Annotated in this window: 17 protein-coding genes; 13 read left to right on the plus strand and 4 right to left on the minus strand. The window is 73.2% G+C overall.

Translation table 11 applies throughout. The annotated features are described in order from the left end of the window. Window positions 1-150 precede the first annotated feature (150 nt). The 3 genes from BGO37_RS01960 (at window position 151) to BGO37_RS01970 (ending at window position 4861) form a co-directional block, all read left to right on the plus strand. On the plus strand, window positions 151-1998 hold the full coding sequence (locus tag BGO37_RS01960; RefSeq protein WP_291751707.1) for an ABC transporter family substrate-binding protein: 1848 nt from the start codon (window positions 151-153) through the stop codon (window positions 1996-1998). Between the two features lie 239 nt (window positions 1999-2237). After that, window positions 2238-3767: an ABC transporter permease gene (locus BGO37_RS01965; protein ID WP_291751710.1), complete on the plus strand. Its 1530-nt coding sequence runs from the start codon at window positions 2238-2240 to the stop codon at window positions 3765-3767. Next, window positions 3764-4861, plus strand: coding sequence for an ABC transporter permease (locus tag BGO37_RS01970; RefSeq protein ID WP_291751712.1), 1098 nt, complete (start codon window positions 3764-3766; stop codon window positions 4859-4861). Before BGO37_RS01965 ends, BGO37_RS01970 begins: the two co-directional genes overlap by 4 nt. A 14-nt stretch (window positions 4862-4875) precedes the next feature. Here the strand turns inward: BGO37_RS01970 and BGO37_RS01975 are convergent, their stop codons facing one another. Beyond that, window positions 4876-5490, minus strand: coding sequence for a PH domain-containing protein (locus BGO37_RS01975; RefSeq protein ID WP_291751715.1), 615 nt, complete (start codon window positions 5488-5490; stop codon window positions 4876-4878). A gap of 26 nt (window positions 5491-5516) precedes the next feature. Here BGO37_RS01975 and BGO37_RS01980 point away from each other — a divergent pair, with 26 nt between their 5' ends. The 7 genes from BGO37_RS01980 (at window position 5517) to BGO37_RS02010 (ending at window position 15922) form a co-directional block, all read left to right on the plus strand. Next, on the plus strand, window positions 5517-7325 hold the full coding sequence (locus BGO37_RS01980; RefSeq protein WP_291751718.1) for an ABC transporter ATP-binding protein: 1809 nt from the start codon (window positions 5517-5519) through the stop codon (window positions 7323-7325). Continuing rightward, window positions 7322-9175: an ABC transporter substrate-binding protein gene (locus BGO37_RS01985; RefSeq protein ID WP_291751719.1), complete on the plus strand. Its 1854-nt coding sequence runs from the start codon at window positions 7322-7324 to the stop codon at window positions 9173-9175. The genes BGO37_RS01980 and BGO37_RS01985 overlap by 4 nt, the downstream gene beginning before the upstream one ends. Before the next feature lie 72 nt (window positions 9176-9247). Continuing rightward, on the plus strand, window positions 9248-11170 hold the full coding sequence (gene typA / locus BGO37_RS01990; RefSeq protein WP_291751722.1) for a translational GTPase TypA: 1923 nt from the start codon (window positions 9248-9250) through the stop codon (window positions 11168-11170). Beyond that, the gene (gene mshB / locus BGO37_RS01995; RefSeq protein ID WP_291751723.1) at window positions 11167-12123 is read left to right on the plus strand and encodes an N-acetyl-1-D-myo-inositol-2-amino-2-deoxy-alpha-D-glucopyranoside deacetylase; all 957 of its coding nucleotides are present in this window, start codon (window positions 11167-11169) and stop codon (window positions 12121-12123) included. Before typA ends, mshB begins: the two co-directional genes overlap by 4 nt. Window positions 12124-12127: 4 nt before the next feature. After that, window positions 12128-12604, plus strand: a complete 477-nt coding sequence (locus BGO37_RS02000) for a hypothetical protein (protein WP_291751724.1) — start codon at window positions 12128-12130, stop codon at window positions 12602-12604. After that, window positions 12601-13089: a flavin reductase family protein gene (locus BGO37_RS02005; protein WP_291751726.1), complete on the plus strand. Its 489-nt coding sequence runs from the start codon at window positions 12601-12603 to the stop codon at window positions 13087-13089. The genes BGO37_RS02000 and BGO37_RS02005 overlap by 4 nt, the downstream gene beginning before the upstream one ends. A gap of 97 nt (window positions 13090-13186) precedes the next feature. Then, on the plus strand, window positions 13187-15922 hold the full coding sequence (locus tag BGO37_RS02010; RefSeq protein WP_291751727.1) for a VanW family protein: 2736 nt from the start codon (window positions 13187-13189) through the stop codon (window positions 15920-15922). A gap of 1 nt (window position 15923) precedes the next feature. Here the strand turns inward: BGO37_RS02010 and BGO37_RS02015 are convergent, their stop codons facing one another. Further along, window positions 15924-16178 carry a hypothetical protein gene (locus BGO37_RS02015; protein ID WP_291751728.1) on the minus strand — a complete coding sequence of 85 codons (255 nt, stop codon included), beginning with the start codon at window positions 16176-16178 and terminating at the stop codon, window positions 15924-15926. A 38-nt stretch (window positions 16179-16216) separates the two neighbouring features. Between BGO37_RS02015 and fdxA the strand changes: the two genes are divergently transcribed. The 3 genes from fdxA (at window position 16217) to BGO37_RS02030 (ending at window position 19168) form a co-directional block, all read left to right on the plus strand. Further along, window positions 16217-16540, plus strand: coding sequence for a ferredoxin (fdxA, locus tag BGO37_RS02020; protein ID WP_291751730.1), 324 nt, complete (start codon window positions 16217-16219; stop codon window positions 16538-16540). 6 nt (window positions 16541-16546) lie between these two features. Further along, on the plus strand, window positions 16547-17698 hold the full coding sequence (dapC, locus tag BGO37_RS02025) for a succinyldiaminopimelate transaminase (protein ID WP_291751732.1): 1152 nt from the start codon (window positions 16547-16549) through the stop codon (window positions 17696-17698). Window positions 17699-17863: 165 nt separating this feature from the next. Next, entirely contained in the window at window positions 17864-19168 is a 1305-nt protein-coding gene (locus BGO37_RS02030; protein ID WP_291751734.1) for a citrate synthase, read from the plus strand. On the opposite strand, the gene BGO37_RS02035 is transcribed toward BGO37_RS02030, so the two are convergent. Both BGO37_RS02035 and dapD read right to left on the minus strand, forming a co-directional pair. After that, a complete protein-coding gene (locus BGO37_RS02035; protein WP_291751736.1) occupies window positions 19144-20085 on the minus strand; it encodes a hypothetical protein in 942 nt (313 codons plus the stop codon). The genes BGO37_RS02030 and BGO37_RS02035 overlap by 25 nt on opposite strands. Before the next feature lie 13 nt (window positions 20086-20098). Next, window positions 20099-21040 carry a 2,3,4,5-tetrahydropyridine-2,6-dicarboxylate N-succinyltransferase gene (dapD, locus tag BGO37_RS02040; RefSeq protein ID WP_291751737.1) on the minus strand — a complete coding sequence of 314 codons (942 nt, stop codon included), beginning with the start codon at window positions 21038-21040 and terminating at the stop codon, window positions 20099-20101. Window positions 21041-21107 lie beyond the last annotated feature (67 nt).

Below are 21107 nucleotides of genomic sequence, written 5' to 3' on the forward strand. Positions count from 1 at the left end.
CTTAGTAACGATTCGATGGCCGTGTCCGGGCTGCCCGATTCGTCCTATCTGGACACGACTACGGTTTGCACAACCTGTGGCGGATCAGTGCCTGCCGCTCACCCTCGGGCGAGTCGGCCGGTCCCGCCACCTCCCTTCCCTGGAGGAACCTTGAAGATCAGGCGAATCAGCGCAGCGGCCGCCTTCGTGGCGGTCGGCGCGGTCGTCCTCGCGGCGTGCTCGAACGCGCCGGGGACCACCACGCCCACGGCGACCGGGACCGGCGGGGCGACCGCGGGCACGGCCACCGGCGGGACGATCCGCGTCGCGGAGACCAACGCGTTCACGACGTTCAACCCCCTGACGAGTGCCGGCAACACCGACATCAACAACAAGGTCGTCGAGTACCCCACCCGCGCGTGGTTCAACTACGTCGAGGGCCCGACCCTGAAGGTCGTCAAGGACCCGTCGTTCGGCACCTACGAGGTCCTGAGCCAGGACCCGCTCAAGGTGAAGTACACGGTGAACAAGGGCGTGACGTGGTCCGACGGCGTCCAGGTGGACGCTTCCGACCTGCTGCTCGCCTGGGCCGTGGACTCGGGTCACTACAACTCGCCGGGCGCCGACGGCAAGCCGTCGACCAAGGACGACGTCACGTACTTCGACTACGCGGGTGACACCAGCACGCTGGCCCTCACCTCGTTCCCGGAGATCAGCTCCGACAACATGTCGATGACGCTGACCTACTCCAAGCCGGCCGCCGACTGGGAGATCGCCCTCACCGCCGACGAGCCCGCGCACGTCGTGGCGGCGCACGCCGGCCTGGCCGACACCAAGGCCCTCGACGACCTGTTCAAGAAGCTCGCGGACAGCGCCCCCAAGGCGACCGCGGCCGACCCCGACCTCAAGAAGGTCGCGGACTTCTGGAACACCGGCTTCGACACGACGACGCTCCCCAGCGACCCGTCGCTGTTCCTGTCGTCCGGCCCGTTCATCGTGCAGGACATCCAGGAGAACCAGTCCGTCACGCTGGTGCCGAACACCAAGTACACCGGTGACCTCAAGCCGCACGTCGACCAGATCGTCATGCGCACCATCTCCGACCCGACCGCCGCGGTCCAGGCCCTGAAGAACGGCGAGGTCGACGTCGTGTCGCCGCAGTCGTCGGCCGACACCCTGACCGCCCTCAAGGCGCTCAGCGGCATCAAGGTCATCACCGGCGACCAGCTGGCGTTCGACCACGTCGACCTGACGTTCAACAACAAGGGTCCGTTCGACCCGGCGACCTACGGCGGCGACGCCACCAAGGCGCTCAAGGTGCGTCAGGCGTTCCTCAAGACGATCCCGCGCCAGCAGATCCTCGACGCGATCGTCACGCCGCAGAACCCCAACGCGAAGGTCCTCAACTCGCAGATCTTCGTCCCGGCTCAGGCGGCGTACGCCCCGACCGTCGCCAAGAACGGCTCGGCCGACTACAGCGCCGTCGACATCCCCGGCGCGCAGAAGCTGCTCCAGGAGGCCGGCGTCACCAAGCCGACCGTCAAGATCATGTACAACAAGGACAACCCGAACCGCCTGAACAGCTACACGCTGATCGCGCAGTCCGCGGCCCAGGCCGGCTTCAACGTCGTCGACGACGGCCAGCCGAAGGACAAGTGGGGCGGGATCCTCGGTGACGGCACCTACGACGCGTCGATCTTCGGCTGGATCCAGCCGGGTGTCGGTGTCTCGGGCACGCCGCAGCTGTACAAGACCAACGGTGGCGGCAACTACAACGGCTACTCGAACCCGAAGGTCGACCAGCTCTGCGACCAGCTGACCGTCGAGCTCGACTCCGCGAAGCAGACCGACCTGCAGTCGCAGATCGACTCGCTGCTGTTCCCCGACGCGTACGGCCTGCCGCTGTTCCAGTCGCCGGGCGTCGACGCCGTCTCCGACAAGGTCGGCGGCATGGACAAGTACAACTCCACGCAGTCCGGTGTGTGGTGGAACACGTGGGAGTGGACGATCAGCAAGTGATCGTTCGCTGACCGTTCCTAGCGTGTGACCCAGGACGGCGCCGGGAGGGTTCACCCTCCCGGCGCCGTCCGTCCGTCCTTCTGGTTCGGGTCCAGCCACCGAGACGCTAGAGTCGTCTCCCAGTTCGCCGTCTGCCCCGGCACCGGCGAGTCCCCCGTCCATACGGCCGCGGTCCGCCGCGGCCACCCGCGCGGTCGCGCCGCACAACGGCGTGCCGTTCGCGCGAGAGCGAGAAGTTGATGGCCTCCTACCTGCTGCGACGCCTCGGGGTGTCGCTGCTCATCCTGCTCGGGGCGTCGTTCCTCGTGTACATGCTGGTCTCCGTCTCCGGAGACCCGCTCGCCGAGTACCGCACGTCGAACAAGCCGAACAAGGAACAGCTCATGGCGGCGCGCATCGCGCTGCTGCACCTCAACGTCCCGGCGCCGGCGCGCTACTTCGTCTGGCTCTCCGGTGCGGTCAAGTGCGTCGTCCCCGGCAAGTGCGACCTGGGCAAGACGATCTCCGGCCAGCCGGTGACCGCGGCCCTCGGGTCCGCGATCCCGTCGACGCTCCAGCTCGTGACAGCGGCCATCCTGCTGGCCATCGTCATCGGCGTCGCGATCGGCATCGTCACCGCGCTGCGGCAGTACTCCGGCTTCGACTACACGGTGACGTTCTTCACCTTCCTCTTCTTCTCGCTGCCGAGCTTCTGGGTCGCGGTGCTCCTCAAGGAGTTCGGCGCCATCAAGTTCAACGACTTCCTCGGCGACCCGAAGGTCAGCACGACCGCGATCCTCGTCATCGCCCTCCTCAGCGGGATCGTGTGGGCGCTGATCATCGGCGGCACGTGGCGGCGCCGTGGGCTGACGTTCGTCATCGCGGCCGCGGCGGCAGCCGCCGTGGTGGTCTACCTCGAGGCCTCCAAGTGGTTCCAGTACCCGGGTCTCGGCGCACCCCTGGTCATCGTGTTCGGCGTGGCGATCGCCGTCGGTGTCACGGTGCTGCTGGCGGGCCTCCAGCACCGCAAGGCCCTCTACTCGTCGCTCATCACGGTGGCGCTCGGTGTCGTCGCGATGTACGCGCTGCGCCCGGTGCTCGACCACGCCTCGTTCTGGCTCCTCGTCCTCCTCGGGCTGGCGGCCGTGGCCGCCGGCCTGCTGGTCGGCTGGCTGATGGGCGGCTACGACCGCTCCCAGTCGATGAAGGCGGCGGCACTGACGAGCTTCCTCGTCGCCGGGCTCGTGCTGCTGGACCGGTTCATGAAGAGCTGGCCGCAGTACGTGTCCGTCGCCAACGGCCGCCCGATCGGCACGATCGGCGCGTCGATCCCCAACCTCGATGGCGACTTCTGGATCACCGGCCTCGACAAGTTCAGCCACCTCGTGCTGCCGACGACGGCGCTGCTGCTCATCTCGCTCGCGTCCTACACGCGGTACTCGCGGGCGTCGATGCTCGAGGTGATGGGCCAGGACTACGTGCGCACCGCGCGGGCCAAGGGCCTCTCGGAGCGGGTCGTCGTCACCCGGCACGCGTTCCGCAACGCGCTGATCCCGCTCGCGACCGTCGTCGCGTTCGACATCGGCCAGCTGCTCGGCGGCGCCGTCATCACGGAGAACGTGTTCTCGATCAAGGGCATGGGCCAGCTGTTCATCCAAGGCCTGCAGCGCCAGGATCCCAACCCCGTCATGGGGACGTTCATCGTCGTCGCCATCAGCGCCGTCGTGTTCAACCTGATCGCCGACCTCGCGTACTCGGCGCTCGACCCGCGTGTGAGGGTGACCGCATGAGCTCCGAACGTCTCACCGACACGCTGGACAGCCGGGAGGTCCCCGAGGACGTCAAGGGGCTGTCGCAGAGCGCTCTCGTGCGCAAGCGGTTCTTCGGCCACACCGGCGCCATCGTCTCGCTCATCGTGCTGGCGTTCGTCATCACGCTAGCGATCAGCTCCGTCGGCGTCGGCTTCCACGGCTGGTGGAAGTACGACTGGAAGGGCGTGACCCCGCTCCTCAACGGGGGTCACCCGACGCTCAAGCTGTTCCCGCCGTCGCTCGGCGACCATCCGTTCGGGCAGGACGCGATCGGCCGCGACTACTTCGCCATGACGATGCGCGGCGCGCAGATCTCGCTCATGGTCACGGTGATGGTCGGCCTCATCTCCGGGCTCGTCGGCGTCATCGTCGGGTCGCTGTCGGGGTTCTTCCGGGGCTGGGTCGAGTCGGTCCTCATGCGCTTCACCGACGTCGTCATCATCATCCCGATCCTGCTGCTCGGCGCCGTCGTCGCGTTCAACTCCACCGCCAACGTCTTCGTGCTCGGCGGGCTGCTCGGTCTCACCGCCTGGACGGGCATGGCGCGACTGGTGCGCGGCGACTTCCTGACGCTGCGCGAGCGGGAGTTCGTCGACGCCGCGCGCCTGGCCGGCGCCTCGAACCGGCGAATCATCTTCAAGCACATCCTCCCGAACGCCATCGGCGTCATCACCGTCAACACGACGCTGCTCATGAGCTCGGCGATCCTGCTCGAGACGGCGCTCTCGTACCTCGGCATGGGCGTGCGTCCGCCGGACACCTCGCTCGGCCGGCTGATCAGCGAGAACCAGGCGGCGTTCCAGACGCGGCCGTGGCTGTTCTGGTGGCCCGGGCTGTTCATCGTCATCATCTGCCTCTGCATCAACTTCATCGGCGACGGCCTGCGCGACGCGTTCGACCCGCGGCAGAAGAAGCTGGTGCTCAAGCGCGTCAAGGAGCCGGACTTCGACCCGCTGCTCGAGGCGACGCAGGCCAGCGCGCTGCCGGGCTTGCCGCTCAGCGAGATCGTCGCCGCACCGGCCGCCGCGGGCGGCCAGACGACGACCATCGAGTTCGACGAGGGCGGCCGGTGACCGGCCGGACGGCCTCAGAGCGCGAGCTGCAGCGCGACGCCCAGGGCTACCAGCACGACGAGCGCGACGAGCGCGCGCACGTCGACGCGGCGCGTCACGGGGGTCTCGTCGGCCTCGCCGAGCGCGAGCGCTCCGGACTCGGCGAGCGCCTGCCAGCGGAGGCGGACGACGCGCGCGACCTGGCCGCTCGCCGCGGACGGCAGGTCGCCGACGTCGGCGCCGATCCGCGGGTCGTGGCCGCTCGCCCGCAGGTCGACGACGCTGGCCATCGCGGCCGCGTAGCGGCCGGGGCCGGGTGCCGCGAAGGCCTGCACCGTGCGGTGCGGCGTCACGAAGGTGCACGCGAAGCGGGTGCGCACCTGGATGAGCGCGGCCCACGGCACGTGGTACCCGGCGAGCGGGTTCACCACGTCGACGCCCTCGTCACCCACCAGCACGCGCGGCTTGCCGAAGACCAGCCAGCCCGCCAGGGCGCCGGCCAGCGCGAAGGGGGCCGCCTGCACCAGGGCTCTCGCGCCGCCGTCCACCCACTGCGCGAACGCCAGCCCGGCCGCCACCACGACGGTCCCCAGGAAGGCGGGCAGCCAGCTGCGGGGGCGGTACGTCCAGTCGTTGTCGCTCGTCGGCACGTCGTCATGATCCCAGGAGTTGTTCGATGACCACGACGCCCCTCGGCGCCCCGGTGCTGCAGGTCCGCGACCTGAGCGTGGACTTCGCCGTCAACAAGAAGTGGGTGCCGGCCGCCGTCGGGCTCAGCTTCGACGTCGCCGCGGGCGAGGTGCTCGCGATCGTCGGCGAGTCCGGCTCCGGCAAGTCCGTCACCTCGATGGCGATCCTGGACCTGCTGCCGAAGAACGCGCGGATCAAGGGGTCCGTGCGGCTCAAGGGCGAGGAGCTGCGCGGCGCCTCGGCGTCCCGGCTGCGCCACATCCGCGGCAACGACATCGCGATGATCTTCCAGGAGCCGATGACGGCGCTGAACCCCGTCTACACGATCGGGTTCCAGATCGTCGAGACGCTCCGGCTGCACTCCGCGCTGTCGCCCCAGCAGGCCAAGGAGCGCGCGATCGAGCTGCTCGAGATGGTCGAGCTGCCGGACCCGGCGAAGGCGTTCCGCTCGTACCCGCACCAGCTGTCCGGCGGTCAGCGCCAGCGCGCGATGATCGCCCAGTCGCTGGCCTGCGACCCGGCGCTGCTCATCGCCGACGAGCCGACGACGGCCCTCGACGTCACCGTGCAGGCCGAGATCCTCGACCTCATGCGCAACCTGCGCGACCACCTGAACTCGGCGGTCATCCTCATCACGCACGACATGGGCGTGGTGGCCGACCTCGCGGACCGGATCGCCGTCATGCGCCGCGGCGTCGTCGTCGAGACGGGCACGTCGGACGACATCTTCGGCAACCCGCGCCACCCCTACACGCAGGAGCTGCTGGCCGCGGTGCCGCACCTCGGCGGGCCGGAGATCGACATCACGGCGGCCCTGGTCCAGGCGACCGGCGCCGAGAATCTCGTCGTCGACGTCACGGCCGAGGAGCTCAAGCGCCGCGAGCAGGAGAACGCGCGCCTCATCGAGCTGAGCGCACGCAAGGAGCGCGAGGAGGCGATGGCGGCCTCCCAGGAGACCCCGATCCTCGAGCTCGTCGACGTGGCGATCGAGTACCCGAAGCAGGGCCGGATGCCGGCGTTCCGCGCCGTCGAGGGCGCGCACCTCGTCGTGCGGCCCGGCGAGGTGGTCGGCCTGGTCGGCGAGTCCGGCTCGGGCAAGACGACCATCGGGCGTGCCGCGGTCGGCCTGCTGCCGATCGCCGGCGGCAGGCTGACGGTCGCCGGCGTCGACATGTCCAAGCACGACCGGCACGCCATGGGCCAGCTGCGCCGCAAGGTCGGCATGGTGTTCCAGGACCCGGCCTCGTCGCTCAACCCGCGACTGCCGATCGGCGAGTCCATCGGCGAGCCGATGTTCCTCGCGGGGGTCGCCAAGGGCGCCGAGCTGCAGCGGAAGATCGAGGACCTCCTCGACCAGGTGGAGCTCCCTCGCAACTACCGCAACCGGTTCCCGCACGAGCTGTCCGGCGGCCAGAAGCAGCGCGTCGGCATCGCCCGCGCGCTCTCGCTGTCGCCGGAGCTGCTGGTGGCCGACGAGCCGACGTCCGCCCTCGACGTGTCCGTGCAGGCGCACGTGCTCGACCTGCTGCAGCAGCTGCAGGCCGAGCTGAAGTTCGCCTGCCTGTTCGTCACGCACGACCTGGCGGTCGTCGACCTGCTGGCGCACCGCATCGCCGTCATGGAGCGCGGCCACATCGTCGAGCAGGGCACCCGCGACGCCATCCTGCGCAGCCCGCAGGAGGCCTACACCCAGCGGCTCATCGCCGCGGTGCCCCTGCCCAACCCGGAGAAGCAGCGGGAGCGTCGCGAGCTGCGGGCCTTGCTGCTGGAGGAGCACGCCCGCACGGCGTCGTGACCCGAGCGCGTCTGCTGGCCAGGGCCGCCGTCGTCATGACGGCGGCCCTTGTCGCACCCGTGGCGGCGTGCACCTCCGACACCGTCGCCCCCGACCGGGCCGGGACCGTCGTCGTGGCGATCGACTCGCCGTTCACCTCGCTGAACGCGGGCGTGCCGGAGGGGCGCACCGGCGGCAGCACGCTGGTGCGAGGGCTGGCGCAGGACGAGTTCGTCGGGCTCGACGACGCCGGCTCGCCCGTGCCCGACGCCGCGTTCGGCACCGTCGAGAAGCTGTCCGACTCGCCGCTCACCGTGCGGTACACGCTGGCCTCCGGCGCGCGCTGGTCGGACGGCGTGCCGGTGAGCCCGGCCGACCTGCTGCTGGACTGGGCAGCCCGGTCGGGACGGTTCGACGAGGCGGCGCCACCCGCCGCCGGCACCACGACACCCACCGCCGCCCCTGCCACGGTGAGCTTCGGCGCCACGTCGGCCGCGGTCGTCGCGGTGGGCACCACCCCGACGCTCGACGCGCACGGCCTCACGCTCGTGTACGACCGCCCGGTGGCCGACTGGCAGGTGGACCTGGGCGTCAACCTGCCCGCCCACGTCGTCGGACGGCTCGCTCTGGTGGGCGCGCCGACGCCGGCGGCCACGGCGGCGGCGACGCCGTCGGCCGGACCGCGATGGGCCGACGACGCGTGGGCGCAGGCGGTCGCGACGGCCATCGTCGGGAACGACCACGCCGCGCTCGTGCCGATCTCCCGCGTGTGGCGGACGGGCTTCGACGCCGGCGCGCTGGCTGCCGACCCTGCCCGCGCCGTGACCACCGGGCCGTACCGGATCGAGTCGGTGGACCCCGCGAGCGGCGTCACGCTCGTGCGCAGCGTGGACTACGCCGGCGGGCGCCCGGCCGCGCGGGACCGCGTCATCGTGCGCTGGGACCTCGACCCGCTGGCGGCGGTCGACGCGCTGCGCGGCGGCGACGTCGACGTCGTCGCCCCGGTCGTGACGCCGGACGTCACCGCGGCCCTGGCCGGCGTGCCGGGCGTCCGCGTGGCCACCGGCGGCGGCGCCGTGCTCCAGCTCCAGCTCGACGAGGCGCGGGGGCCGTTCTCCGCGGCGGGCGCCGGGGACGAGGCCACCGCCGGACGCCGGCGCGCCGCGTTCCTCGCCGCGGTGCCGGTGGCGGCCCTGGCGTCGGCCGGGGGCGCGGCGCCGTCGGACGTGGTGCTCGCCACCGTCGGTGCCGGGCGCACGGCGAGCCCGGCACCCTCGTCGGGCGCCACGCCGGCCGCCGGCCCCGCCTCGCCCGGCGCCGGGACCCCCGACGCCGCCCCGGCGCCCCCTCCCGCGGCCCGGATCGCCGTGCGGCTGCTCGTCTCGACCGGGGACCCGGTGCGCGCGGCGATGCTGACGGCCCTGGCGGCGGCGGTCCGGCCGGCGGGGTTCGACGTGAGCGTCGCCGAGCCGGCCGACCCGGCCACCGCGCTGTGGGCCGACCCCGGCTCGTGGGACGCCGCGCTGGTGCCGGTGGCGCAGGCGGAGCTGCCGGTGGCGGGCGTCGTGGACGCGTGGCGCTCCGGCGGCGCGACGAACGTCACCGGCCACGCCGACCCCGCGCTCGACGCGGTGCTGGACCAGCTGTCGGGTACGGCGGACCCGGCGGCGGTGGGCGACGGGCTGGCGCGGGTCGCCGCGCTCGTGCGCGCCGCGCACGTCGTGCTGCCCCTCGGGCGCCAGCCCAGCCTCACGGCGACGGTGGCGCGCACGGCCGGATCGGGGCTGCCCGACGTGGGCGAGGTCCCCGCGGTGCCGTGGGGATCGGCGGACCTGACGTCCTGGTGGTCCTGGGCCGTCCAGGCGGGGTAGCGCGGCCGACCGGTAGAATCGGGGCGCGCCCGACGCCGTGGCGCGATTCCCCCGTCGAAAAGTGAGCCCCGTATGTCTGCCGTGCGCCCGGACCTGCGCAACGTCGCGATCGTCGCGCACGTCGACCATGGCAAGACGACCCTGGTCGACGCGATGCTCTGGCAGACCGGGGCGTTCGGCGAGCACGAGCACGTCGAGCGGCGCGCGCTCGACTCCGGCGAGCTGGAGCGTGAGAAGGGCATCACGATCCTCGCCAAGAACACGGCGGTGCGGTACACGGGCCCGTCCGCGGCGGCGCACGGCCAGCCCGACGGCATCACCATCAACGTCGTCGACACCCCGGGGCACGCCGACTTCGGCGGCGAGGTCGAGCGTGGGCTGTCCATGGTCGACGGCGTGGTGCTGCTGGTCGACGCCTCCGAGGGGCCGCTGCCGCAGACCCGGTTCGTGCTGCGCAAGGCGCTGGCGGCCGAGCTGCCCGTGATCCTCGTGGTCAACAAGGTGGACCGGCCGGACGCCCGCATCACGGAGGTGGTCCACGAGACCACCGACCTGCTGCTCGGCCTGGCGGCGGACCTGCACGAGGACAACCCGGACCTGGACCTCGACGCCGTGCTCGACGTGCCGGTGGTCTACGCCAGCGCGAAGTCGGGCCGCTCGTCGCTGACGCAGCCGGCGGACGGCGGCCAGCCCGACGGCCCGGACCTCGAGCCGCTGTTCGCGACGATCCTCGAGAAGATCCCGGCCCCCACGTACGACGAGGACGCCCCGCTGCAGGCGCACGTCACCAACCTCGACGCGTCGCCGTTCCTCGGGCGCCTCGCGCTGCTGCGCATCTTCAACGGCACGCTGCGCAAGGGGCAGACCGTCGCCTGGGTGCGCCACGGCGGCACCACGCAGACCGTGAAGATCACCGAGCTGCTGGAGACCCGGGCGCTCGAGCGCGTCCCGACCGACGAGGCCGGGCCGGGCGACATCGTCGCGGTCGCCGGCATCGAGGACATCACCATCGGCGAGACCCTCACCGACCCGGACGACCCGCGGCCGCTGCCGCTCATCACGGTCGACGACCCCGCGATCTCCGTCACCATCGGCATCAATACGTCGCCCCTGGCGGGTCGCGGCGGCAAGGGCCACAAGGTCACCGCCCGGCAGGTGAAGGATCGGCTGGACCGGGAGCTGGTGGGCAACGTGTCGTTGCGCGTGCTGCCCACCGACCGGCCGGACGCCTGGGAGGTGCAGGGCCGCGGCGAGCTGGCGCTGGCGATCCTCGTCGAGCAGATGCGCCGGGAGGGCTTCGAGCTGACCGTCGGCAAGCCGCAGGTCGTCACGCGCCAGGTGGACGGGGCCGTCCACGAGCCGGTGGAGCGCATGACCATCGACGTGCCGGAGGAGTACCTCGGCGCGGTGACGCAGCTGCTCGCGGCCCGCAAGGGCCGGATGCTGACGATGGCGAACCACGGCACCGGCTGGGTGCGCATGGAGTTCCAGGTGCCGGCGCGGGGGCTCATCGGCTTCCGCACGCGGTTCCTGACGGACACCCGCGGCACCGGCATCGCGTCGTCGATCGCCGACGGCTACGAGCCGTGGGCGGGGCCGATCGAGGCGCGCGCCACCGGCTCGCTCGTCGCGGACCGCGCGGGCGCCGTCACGGCGTACGCGCTCAACGCCCTGTCCGACCGCGGGACCTTCTTCGTCGGCCCGACGGAGGAGGTCTACGAGGGCATGATCGTCGGCGAGAACCCGCGCAACGAGGACATGGACGTCAACATCACGCGCGAGAAGCAGATGACGAACATGCGCTCGTCGACGGCGGACGTGTTCCAGACGCTGACGCCGCCGCGTCGGCTGACGCTCGAGGAGTCGCTCGAGTTCGCCGGCGACGACGAGTGCTGCGAGGTGACGCCCGAGGTGGTGCGCCTGCGCAAGGTGGAGCTCAACCAGGAGCAGCGGGCGCGCCTGCGGGCCCGGGCGCGGGCGGCCACGCGGGCGTGAGCACCGCCGCGCCGCCGGGTGCGGCGTCCGACGAACCGGGCGGCCCGACCGGCGGCCTGCTCGCCGTCCACGCCCACCCGGACGACGAGACCTTGGCGACGGGTGCCCTGCTGGCGACCTGGGCGGCCGCCGGGCTCCCGGTCACGGTCGTCACCGCCACGCGTGGCGAACGCGGGGAGGTGATCCCGCCGGCGCTCGCGCACCTGGAGGGCGACGGGCCCGCGCTCGCGGTGCACCGGGCCGGCGAACTGGCGGGCGCGCTGGCGGCCCTCGGCGTGAGCGACCACGCCTACCTCGACGAGCTCGGCGGCGGCGGGACGTACGAGGACTCCGGGATGGTGTGGCTGGGGACCGCGAGGGCGGGAGCCGGTGCGGACGTGCCGGCCGGCGCGTTCGTCGCGGTGCCGCTCGACGAGGCGGCCGGCCGACTGGCGGGCCTGCTGCGGGCTCGTCGTCCCCGGCTCGTCGTCACGTACGACCCCGAGGGGGGCTACGGCCACCCCGACCACGTCCGCGCGCACGAGGTGACCATGCGCGCGGTCGAGCTGGCCGCCGGGGACGGCTGGGAGCCGGCGGTCTGGTGGCGGCGCACCGGCCGCACGGCGCTGGCGGCGGGGTACCGCGCGCTGCGGGGCGATGCGGTGCGCGCCGCGCTCGGGGCGGCGTACGACGAGCTGACCCCGCCCGAGCCCCCGTTCCCCGCGGTGGCGGTGGACGACGACGCCGTCGAGGTGCTCGTCGACGCCGCACCGGTCCGCGACCGGGTCCTGGCCGCGCTGCGCGCGCACGCGACGCAGGTGCAGGCGGTGCGGGCGGTGCCGGGGGAGCCGGCGCTCCTCGGCTGCTACGCCCTGTCGGACGGCGTGCTCCAGCCGCTGCTGCCCGCCGAGGGCTACGTGCAGGTTCGCGGTCCCCGGCTCCCAGATTCCGCCCCGACGCGGCGGCTACCCTGACGGCATGCGACCCCTGACCGCAGCCGTGCTCGGCAAGGCCATGGCGACCCTCGTGCTGGGCCTCGTCGTCGGCGTGGTGGGCACGGTGCAGCACCGCTGGCACGAGCCGTGGGGCGTGGTGCTCTGCCTCGCGCTGGTGGTGGCCGGGTCCGTGACGTCCCGGGCCTGGGACGGCTGGCCCACGTGGGTGACCTACGCGGGCGGCGTGTTCTTCGCGGTGCAGGCGCTCTCGCAGACCGGACCGGGTGGTGACGTGCTCGTCCCGGCGCACGCGGCCGTCGGCTGGGTGTGGGTGATCGGCTCGATCGTCCTGGCGCTGGCCACGGGGATGCTGCCCGCCCGCCTGTTCCGGGACCGTCCCCGCGGCGAGCGGCCCGGGGTGCCGGCCGGGTCGGCGGGCGAGCCGCCCACCGAGCCGGTCGCGCCCACGGGTCCGTCGTGGGACCCGGGTGCCCCCGGGCCCGGCGAACCCGGACGATGACGGTCGAGCCGGGCCACTACCGCGCGGTCGCGGCCCGCCTGCCGGGCGCGGTGTGCGTCGTGGCGGTGCGGTGGCGGGGCTCCCTGCACGCCACGACCGTCAGCTCGGTGGCCTCGGTGTCGCTCGCGCCGGCCCAGCTGCTCTTCTGCGTCCACGCCGACGCCCGGCTGTCGGACGCGCTCGCGGACGTCGACCTGTGGACACTCTCGGTCCTGGCCGCCGACCAGGGTCCGGTCGCGGACTGGCTGGCGTCGCCCGGCCGCCCGACGATCGGGCAGCTCGATCGCGTCCCGCACACCGTCTCCGACACCACGGGTGCGATGCGCGTCGACGGCGCCGCCGCCTGGTTCGACTGCCGCACCGCCGCGATCCATCCGTCGGGGGACCACCTCATCGTCGTCGGCGACGTGGTCGGCGCCGACGCCTCGGGCTCCGCCGCGGGCGCGCTCGTCCACGTGCGCGGCCACCTGCGGCCGGTGCCGTGAGCCGGCCGCCGATCGGCTGACGCGCGCCCGGCAGTCCCCGAGCGCGTCGGCGTCGGGTCGTAGAATCCCGGCGCAGCGTACGAAGGGGAGAATCCGCATGGCGCGTCAGGCCGACCGCGAGAAGCCGGCCGAGGGCACCCCCCGGACCACCCCAGCTGAGGACGAGACGCGCTGGCCCACCTGGGACGACATCGCCCGCCTCCACCAGATCCCCCGCCCCGACGGGACGATCCCCGAGCCCATGCCGGCGCCGGAGCCGCTGCCGGCGCCTGAGCCCCTCCCCGAGCCGATCCCCGTGCCGACCCCCGAGCCGCTGCCGCAGCCCGAGCCGCTGCCCTCGCCCGAGCCGCTGCCCTCGCCCGAGCCCCTGTCGTCGGCCGAGCCCGGGCCGGCGCCCGACGACGCGGTGGTCGACGAGGGTGGGCCCGCCGCGCCGCCGGCGGACGAACGACCGGGGGACGCGGATGTCCTGGAGGACGCACCGGCCGACTCGGACGTCACCGCGGGCCTGGAGCCGGTGTCCGACGACGATGCCGGTCCCGACGAGACGGCGGCCGACGAGACACCGGCGAGCGCGCCGCCCGTCGACGCCCTCGTCGCGGATGGTGCGGCCGTCGATGGCGAGCACGAAGGTGAGACGGCGGACGAGGCGCAGGCCGTCGAGGCCGACGAGCCCGACGAGTCCGACGCCACCGTGGTCATGCCGCCGGTGGCCGGGCCCGAGCCGCCCGAGCCGGACCAGGCGACGCTCGCGCCACGGGTGTCGGAGTCGCAGGACGAGTCGCCCGAGCCCGACGCGACCGCCCTCGTGCCGCCGGTGGTGGACCTGGAAGACGGGGCGGCCGAACCCGACGCCACCGTCGTCGTGCCGCCGGTGGTGGAGCCGGAGGTCGAGCCGGCGGCGCCGGAGGCCGACGCGTCCGCCGACCCGGACGCCACCGTGGTCATGCCAGCGGCAGCGGTCCCGGCCGCCGCGGAGCCGCCCGTCGCGGAGCCGGCCGTGCCGGCCCGGGTCAGCGTGTTCCCTGCGACGTCGACGCCCGCCGCCGAGGGCGCCCGGATCAGCGCCGGTCCGGTGCCGACCCTTCAGACGCCCGGTCGCGGGCCCTCGGTCCTCGACGAGTTCCCCGAGCGGGAGACCCGTCGGCGCTGGCCGCTGCGCGTGGCGGTCGCCGCCGGCATCCTCGTCGTGCTGGCCGGGGCCTACGTCGGCATGAGCTACGCCCTGCGGGACAAGGTGCCCCACGGCGCGACGGTGGCCGGCGTGCAGATCGGCGGCCTGACCTCGTCGGACGCGGTGCACCGCCTGACCACCCAGCTCGCCGACGCGACCGGCAAGCCGCTGACCGTCACCGCCCACGACGTGCAGGCCCAGATCGACCCCGCCGCGGCCGGGCTGACGTTCGACCCGCAGCGCACCGTCGACGGCCTCACCGGGGTCCGGCTGGCCGACCCGCGGTGGCTGTGGCGCCAGATCGTCGGCCTCGGCGACGTCACGCCCGTCACCACCGTCGACCACGCCGCGCTGGCGGCGGCCGTCGGGGGGCTGTCGAGCACCCTGGGCGCGGACGCGGTCGACGGCGCGATCGTCTTCGTCGACGGCTCCCCGCACGCCACGCCCGCGCAGGACGGCTGGAAGATCGACGAGCAGGCGGCGGTGCAGCAGATCGCCGCGACGTGGCTGGTCGCCGCGCGGCCACTGCAGCTGCCGGTCGCGACGGTCGCCCCGGCCATCTCGCAGGACACGACCGACCGCGCGCTCGCGGACGTCGCGCAGCACGTCTCGGGCGGTCCGGTGTCGGTGACGGTCGGCGACCGGAGCGCCACGCTGCCGGCTCCGGTGCTGGCGGCGAACGCCTCGTTCGTCCCGCAGAACGGCGCGCTGGTGCTGCAGATGAACGGCAAGGCGCTGGCGGACGCCCTCGTTGCCCAGATGCCGGGGCTGCTGACACCGGCCGCGGACGCGCACTTCGAGTTCCAGAACGACGCCCCGGTCATCGTGCCGGGTCAGCCGGGCACGACGCTCGACCCGTCACAGGTGGCGACGGCGGTCGCGGCCGCGGCGTCGAAGGCGACCGACCGGACCGCCACGCTCCAGCTCGTCGCGACCGACCCGGCGCAGTCGACGGCGGTCCTCGACGCGCTGGGCATCAAGGAGATCGTCGGCGAGTTCGACACGCCCCTGACGGCCGACCACATCCGCGACATCAACATCAAGCAGGGCGCCGCCAACATCACCGGCGTGCTGGTGCGGCCGGGGGACACGTTCAGCCTCACGGACGCGCTCGGCCCGCTCGACGCGGCGCACGGCTTCGTCGCGGCGGGGGCCATCGTCGACGGCCAGCACGTCAACGCCATGGGCGGCGGCCTGTCCCAGGTGTCGACGACGACGTTCAACGCCGCCTACCTCGCCGGTTTCCTCATCGTCGAGCACACGCCGCACTCGGAGTGGTTCTCGCGCTACCCGGAGGGCCGCGAGGCGACGCTCTTCACCGGTGTCATCGACATGAAGTGGAAGAACAACACCCCCTACGGCGCGCTCGTCCAGTCGTGGGTCGGCGCGGACGACCACCTGCACGTGCGGATCTGGGGCACGAAGTACTGGACGGTCCAGTCGACGACGAGCGCCCGCTCGAACGTCCAGCAGCCGACCACCCTCTACGACCCGTCGCCGACGTGCGTTCCCGCGGGCAAGGGCAACCCCGGCTTCACGGTCTCGGTGACGCGCAAGGTGTTCCTCGGCTCCGAGCTGCAGACGACGACCACCTGGAAGACGACGTACAAGCCGCAGAACCAGGTGATCTGCGCGCCGGCGCCGACGGCGGGCCCCTAGCTCAGGGCGCGGGCCGGCGCGGCCGCGCGGGGGGCACCACCTTCGTCAGCCGGATCGCCTCGGCGGGCACGTGGACGTCGCCGCGGCGTCGCGTCCGCAGCAGCACGCCGGTGTCGTCGACCGCCAGCACGTCACCGACGACGTCGGTGTAGTGCGGCGGCGGCGCGTCCGCCGGCACGTCGTCCAGCGCGCGCCGCACGACGACCCGGATGCCGGGCGACCACGACCGCCACGACGGGGTAGAGGGCGCGGGCACAGGGGGGATACTAGGGCGACCGAGGGGAAGGACCAGCCGTGACGTACGTGATCGCCGAGCCGTGTGTGGACGTCAAGGACAAGGCGTGCATCGAGGAATGCCCTGTCGACTGTATCTACGAGGGTCGGCGCTCGCTATACATCCACCCCGACGAGTGCGTCGACTGCGGCGCGTGCGAGCCGGTCTGCCCGGTCGAGGCGATCTTCTACGAGGACGACGTCCCGCCGCAGTGGGCGAGCTACTACCAGGCCAACGTCGAGTTCTTCGACGCCATCGGCTCGCCCGGCGGTGCCGCCAAGATGGGCCAGATCGACCACGACCACCCGATCGTCGACGCCCTGCCGCTGCGCAACGGCCAGTAGGCCGGCATGGGCCTGCTCACCGGGCACCTGCCTGACTTCCCCTGGGACACCCTCGCCGACGTGACGGCGCGCGCCCGCGCGCACCCCGGCGGGATCGTCGACCTGTCGGTCGGGACCCCGGTGGACCCGACCCCACAGGTCGTCCGCGACGCCCTCGTCGCCGCCGCCGACTCGCCGGGCTACCCGCAGACGGCCGGCACGCCCGAGCTGCGGCACGCGGTGGTCCGGTGGTTCGCCCGGCGCCGCCACGTGCCGGACCTGGACCCGGCGGGCGTGCTGCCGACGCTCGGCTCCAAGGAGCTCGTCGCGCTGCTGCCGTCGTTGCTGGGCCTCGGCGCGGGCGACGTGGTGCTGCACCCGGAGGTCGCCTACCCGACGTACGACGTGGGGGCGCGACTGGCGGGTGCGGAGCCGGAGCCGTGCGCGGACCCCGCTGCGCGCCTGGCGGCCGACGAGGACGGTGCCGTCCGGCTCGTCTGGCTCAACTCCCCGGGCAACCCCGACGGCTCGGTGCTGTCGGTCGACGAGCTGGGCGCCGTCGTCGAGGCGGCACGGGCGGCCCGGGCGCGGCACGGGTGCCCCGTGGTGGTCGCCTCCGACGAGTGCTACGCCGAGCTGGCGTGGGACGAGCCGTGGGTGTCGCAGGGTGTGCCCAGCCTCCTCGACCCGCGGGTGACCGGTGGCGACGGAGCCGGGCTGCTCGTCGCCTACTCGCTGTCGAAGCAGTCGAACCTCGCGGGGTACCGTGCCGCGTTCGTCGCGGGCGACCCGGCGCTCGTCGGCCGGCTGCTCGAGGTGCGCAAGCACGCCGGCTTCATGGTGCCCGCGCCGGTGCAGGCGGCGATGGTGGCGGCGCTGGCCGACGACGAGCACGTCGCGGCGCAGCGGGCCCGCTACGCGCGCCGGCGCCGGATGCTGGCGGCGGCGTTCGAGGAGGCGGGCTACGCCGTCGACGGGTCGCGGGCCGGCCTCTACCTCTGGGTCCGGCCCGAGGGCGGCCAGGACTCGCGCGCGACGGTCGAGGACCTGGCGGGGCTGGGCATTCTCGTGGCGCCGGGGGCGTTCTACGGGAGTGCGGGAACGGGCCACGTGCGCGTGGCGCTCACGGCGTCCGACGAACGGGTCGCTGAAGCATGCACTCGGCTGACGGGTGCATGATGGGTGCCGGCGCAACTGCCTCGACGTCAAGATAAATCCTTGACCAAGGGAGTGGTGGCGCCACCCCCCGTGCAGGTAAAGTCGCGCCAAACCTTTGGCCTGGCGCACACCAGTGCGACGCAACGATGCGGTCCCGCCCCCGGGTGGCGCAGGAAGGACCCCCTCATGACGGACATCCTCACGGCCCGGACGCCGGTCCAGCTGGTCGTCGACGGCCAGGCGCGGGACCTCCCGATCGTCCACGCCACCGAGGGCAACGACGGGATCGTCGTCTCCTCGCTGCTGCGCGACACCGGCATGGTCACCGTCGACCCGGGCTTCATGAACACGGCGTCGTGCGAGTCGGCCATCACCTACATCGACGGCGACGCCGGCATCCTGCGCTACCGCGGCTACCCGATCGACCAGCTCGCCGAGCGCTCGACGTTCCTCGAGGTGGCGTACCTGCTCATCAACGGCGAGCTGCCGGACGCCAAGACGCTGGACGCGTTCAGCGAGCGCGTCAACCGTCACACGCTGGTGCACGAGGACTTCCGCACCTTCATGGGGACGTTCCCCCGCGGGGCGCACCCCATGGCGGTGCTGGCGTCCGCGGTCAACGCCCTGGCCACGTTCTACCCGGAGTCGCTCGACCCGTTCGACCCCGAGGCCGTCGAGCTCGCCACGGTGCTCATCCTCGCCAAGACGCGGACCATCACGTCCTACGTCATGCGCTCGCTCAAGGGCGAGCCGCTGCTGTACCCGGACTACGCGCGCGGCTACGTCGAGGACTTCCTGCGGATGGCGTTCGCCGTGCCGTACCAGAACTGGGCGCCGAACCCGGTCGCCGTGCAGGCGCTCGACAAGCTGCTCATCCTCCACGCCGACCACGAGCAGAACTGCTCGACGTCGACCGTGCGGATCGTCGGCTCGAGCCACGCCAACATCTACGCCTCGGTCGCCGCCGGCATCAACGCGCTGTCCGGGCCCGCGCACGGCGGGGCCAACGAGGCCGTGCTCAAGATGCTCGCCGAGATCCGCGACAACGGCGGCGACGCCACCGACTTCATGCGCCGCGTGAAGAACAAGGAGTCCGGCGTCCGCCTCATGGGCTTCGGCCACCGCGTCTACAAGAACTACGACCCGCGTGCGGCGATCGTCAAGCGCCTGACCACCGACGTGCTGCACGCGCTCGGGACCGACGACCCGCTGCTCGACATCGCGCTGGGCCTCGAGGACATCGCGCTGCACGACGACTACTTCATCTCGCGCAAGCTGTACCCGAACGTCGACTTCTACACGGGCATCATCTACAAGGCGATGGGCTTCGACGAGTCGATGTTCACGCCGCTGTTCGCGCTCGGCCGCATGCCCGGCTGGATCGCCCAGTGGCGCGAGATGATGTCCGACCCGCAGACGAAGATCGGCCGCCCGCGCCAGATCTACACGGGCGCGACCGAGCGGGACTACGTCCCGGCCGAGGAGCGCTGACCGGCCAGCGTCACGACGACCCGGCCCGCCGCGACGGGGGCCGGGTCGTTCGTCGTCCAGGCCGTGGCGGCCCGGGTCCACACGCGGTCCGCGACCTGGACCCGGTCGACGTGCAGGGTGTCGGCCAGCGCGACCGCCCACTGCGCGACGGCCCAGCCGCCCCTGGCGGGGTCGTCGGGGGTCAGTGAGCTCGTGTCCAGCGTGACCGTCGCCTTGGTCCGGGTGGCCTCGTCGGGCGCGGTGGACGACGAGGGAAGGGTGCCCAGGTCGCGGACGACGCGCGCCAGGACGGCGTCCGAGGACCCGGCGGCCGTCGACGCGGGCAGCCGGCAGGTGAGCGTGGCGGGCGACCAACCGGTCAGCGCGGAGGCGAAGGCCCGGGCGGCGTCCTCGTGGTCGGCGTACGCGTCCGGGTAGCCCGAGCGCTGCACCGCCTGGGCTGCCTGCGTCACCGGGATGGTGGTGTAGCCCGGCACCTTGACGAGCCGGTCGTAGAACGTGTTCGTCGCGTACACCGGGTCCGTCACCTGCTGCGCGGTGCCCCAGCCCTGCGACGGCCGCTGCTGGAACAGGCCGAGGGAGTCCAGGTCGCCGTGGTCCAGGTTGTCGAGCTTCGACTCCTGGATGGCGGTGGCCAGGGCGATCGTCGCGGCCCGCGCCGGCAGCCCGCGACGGACCGCGATCGCCGCGATGAGCGCCGCGTTGTCGGCCTGCTGCGGCGTCAGCCGCCACGAGCCGGCGTCGGAGGTCGCGGCGCAGGCGGCGACGATCGGCGGCGTCGTGGTCCGGTCCAGCCAGGCGACGACGGCCCAGACCGCGCCGCCGCCGCCGACGACGAGGGTGACGACGAGAGCGATCGCCACCGCCCACGCGCGCCTCGTGCGGCGCCGGGGCGGCCGGCGGCGTGCCGCGGCCATGGACCCTCCGAGATCAGGTGGCGTGCAGCGCCGAGTTGAGCCGCACGCCGATGCCGGAGCGTGCCGACGCCTCGACGGCACCCGTCACGGAGTTGCGGCGGAACAGCAGGCCGTCGCTGCCGGCGAGCTCGCGCGCCGCGACGATGCGGCCGTCCTCGCCGCCGACGCCGCGCAGCGTCACCTTGGTGCCCGCCGTCAGGTAGAGGCCCGCCTCGACGACGCAGTCGTCGCCCAGCGGGATGCCGAGGCCGGAGTTGGCGCCGAGCAGCGTGCGCTCGCCGAGCGAGACCCGCACGGTGCCGCCGCCGGACAGCGTCCCCATGATCGAGGCGCCGCCGCCGACGTCGGAGCCCTCGCCGATGACGACGCCCTGCGACACCCGGCCCTCGATCATCGCGACGCCCAGCGTGCCGGCGTTGTAGTTGACGAAGCCCGCGTGCATCACCGTGGTGCCGGGGGACAGGTAGGCGCCCAGCCGCACGCGGTCGGCGTCCGCGATGCGGACCTTCGGGGGCACCACGTAGTCGACCATGCGCGGGAAGCGGTCGACCCCGAGCACCGTCACCGGCCCGCGGGCGCGCAGCCGCGCCCGCGTCGTCTCGAAGTCGTCGGGGGAGCAGGGGCCGGCGGAGGTCCACACGACGATGGGCAGCACCCCGAAGATGTTCTCCAGGTTGATCGTGTTGGGGCGCGCCAGGCGGTGCGACAGCAGGTGCAGGCGCAGGTAGCCGTCCGGCGTGCTGTGCGCGGGCTCGTCGAGGTCGATCTCCGTGACGACCGGCTCGACACGCACCCCGCGTGCCTCGTCGTGCCCCGCCGCCGCGGCCAGCGCGTGCGGGATCGCGTCCTGCTCCGGCCGCGGCCCGAGCGCCGGGCTCGGGTACCAGGTGTCGAGCACCGTCCCGGCGTCGGTCACCGTGGCCAGGCCGTGGCCCCAGGCCGTGCGTTCCGTCATGGCGGCCAGCGTACGGCGTCGGCCTGTCTCACCAGGACTTCCGTCATCCGAGACGAAGGCGTCCACT

The sequence above is a fragment of the Cellulomonas sp. 73-92 genome, from assembly GCF_001898175.1.
GTDB lineage: Bacteria > Actinomycetota > Actinomycetes > Actinomycetales > Cellulomonadaceae > Cellulomonas.

Excerpts from the sequence above, each read along its gene's own strand:
- BGO37_RS01965 (WP_291751710.1), top strand. The coding sequence starts at position 2,238 with ATGGCCTCCTACCTGCTGCGACGCCTCGGGGTGTCGCTGCTCATCCTG.
- BGO37_RS01970 (WP_291751712.1), top strand. The coding sequence starts at position 3,764 with ATGAGCTCCGAACGTCTCACCGACACGCTGGACAGCCGGGAGGTCCCC.
- BGO37_RS01980 (WP_291751718.1), top strand. The coding sequence starts at position 5,517 with ATGACCACGACGCCCCTCGGCGCCCCGGTGCTGCAGGTCCGCGACCTG.
- typA (WP_291751722.1), top strand. The coding sequence starts at position 9,248 with ATGTCTGCCGTGCGCCCGGACCTGCGCAACGTCGCGATCGTCGCGCAC.
- BGO37_RS02000 (WP_291751724.1), top strand. The coding sequence starts at position 12,128 with ATGCGACCCCTGACCGCAGCCGTGCTCGGCAAGGCCATGGCGACCCTC.
- BGO37_RS02005 (WP_291751726.1), top strand. The coding sequence starts at position 12,601 with ATGACGGTCGAGCCGGGCCACTACCGCGCGGTCGCGGCCCGCCTGCCG.
- BGO37_RS02010 (WP_291751727.1), top strand. The coding sequence starts at position 13,187 with ATGGCGCGTCAGGCCGACCGCGAGAAGCCGGCCGAGGGCACCCCCCGG.
- dapC (WP_291751732.1), top strand. The coding sequence starts at position 16,547 with ATGGGCCTGCTCACCGGGCACCTGCCTGACTTCCCCTGGGACACCCTC.
- BGO37_RS02030 (WP_291751734.1), top strand. The coding sequence starts at position 17,864 with ATGACGGACATCCTCACGGCCCGGACGCCGGTCCAGCTGGTCGTCGAC.
- BGO37_RS02035 (WP_291751736.1), bottom strand. The coding sequence starts at position 20,085 with ATGGCCGCGGCACGCCGCCGGCCGCCCCGGCGCCGCACGAGGCGCGCG.
- dapD (WP_291751737.1), bottom strand. The coding sequence starts at position 21,040 with ATGACGGAACGCACGGCCTGGGGCCACGGCCTGGCCACGGTGACCGAC.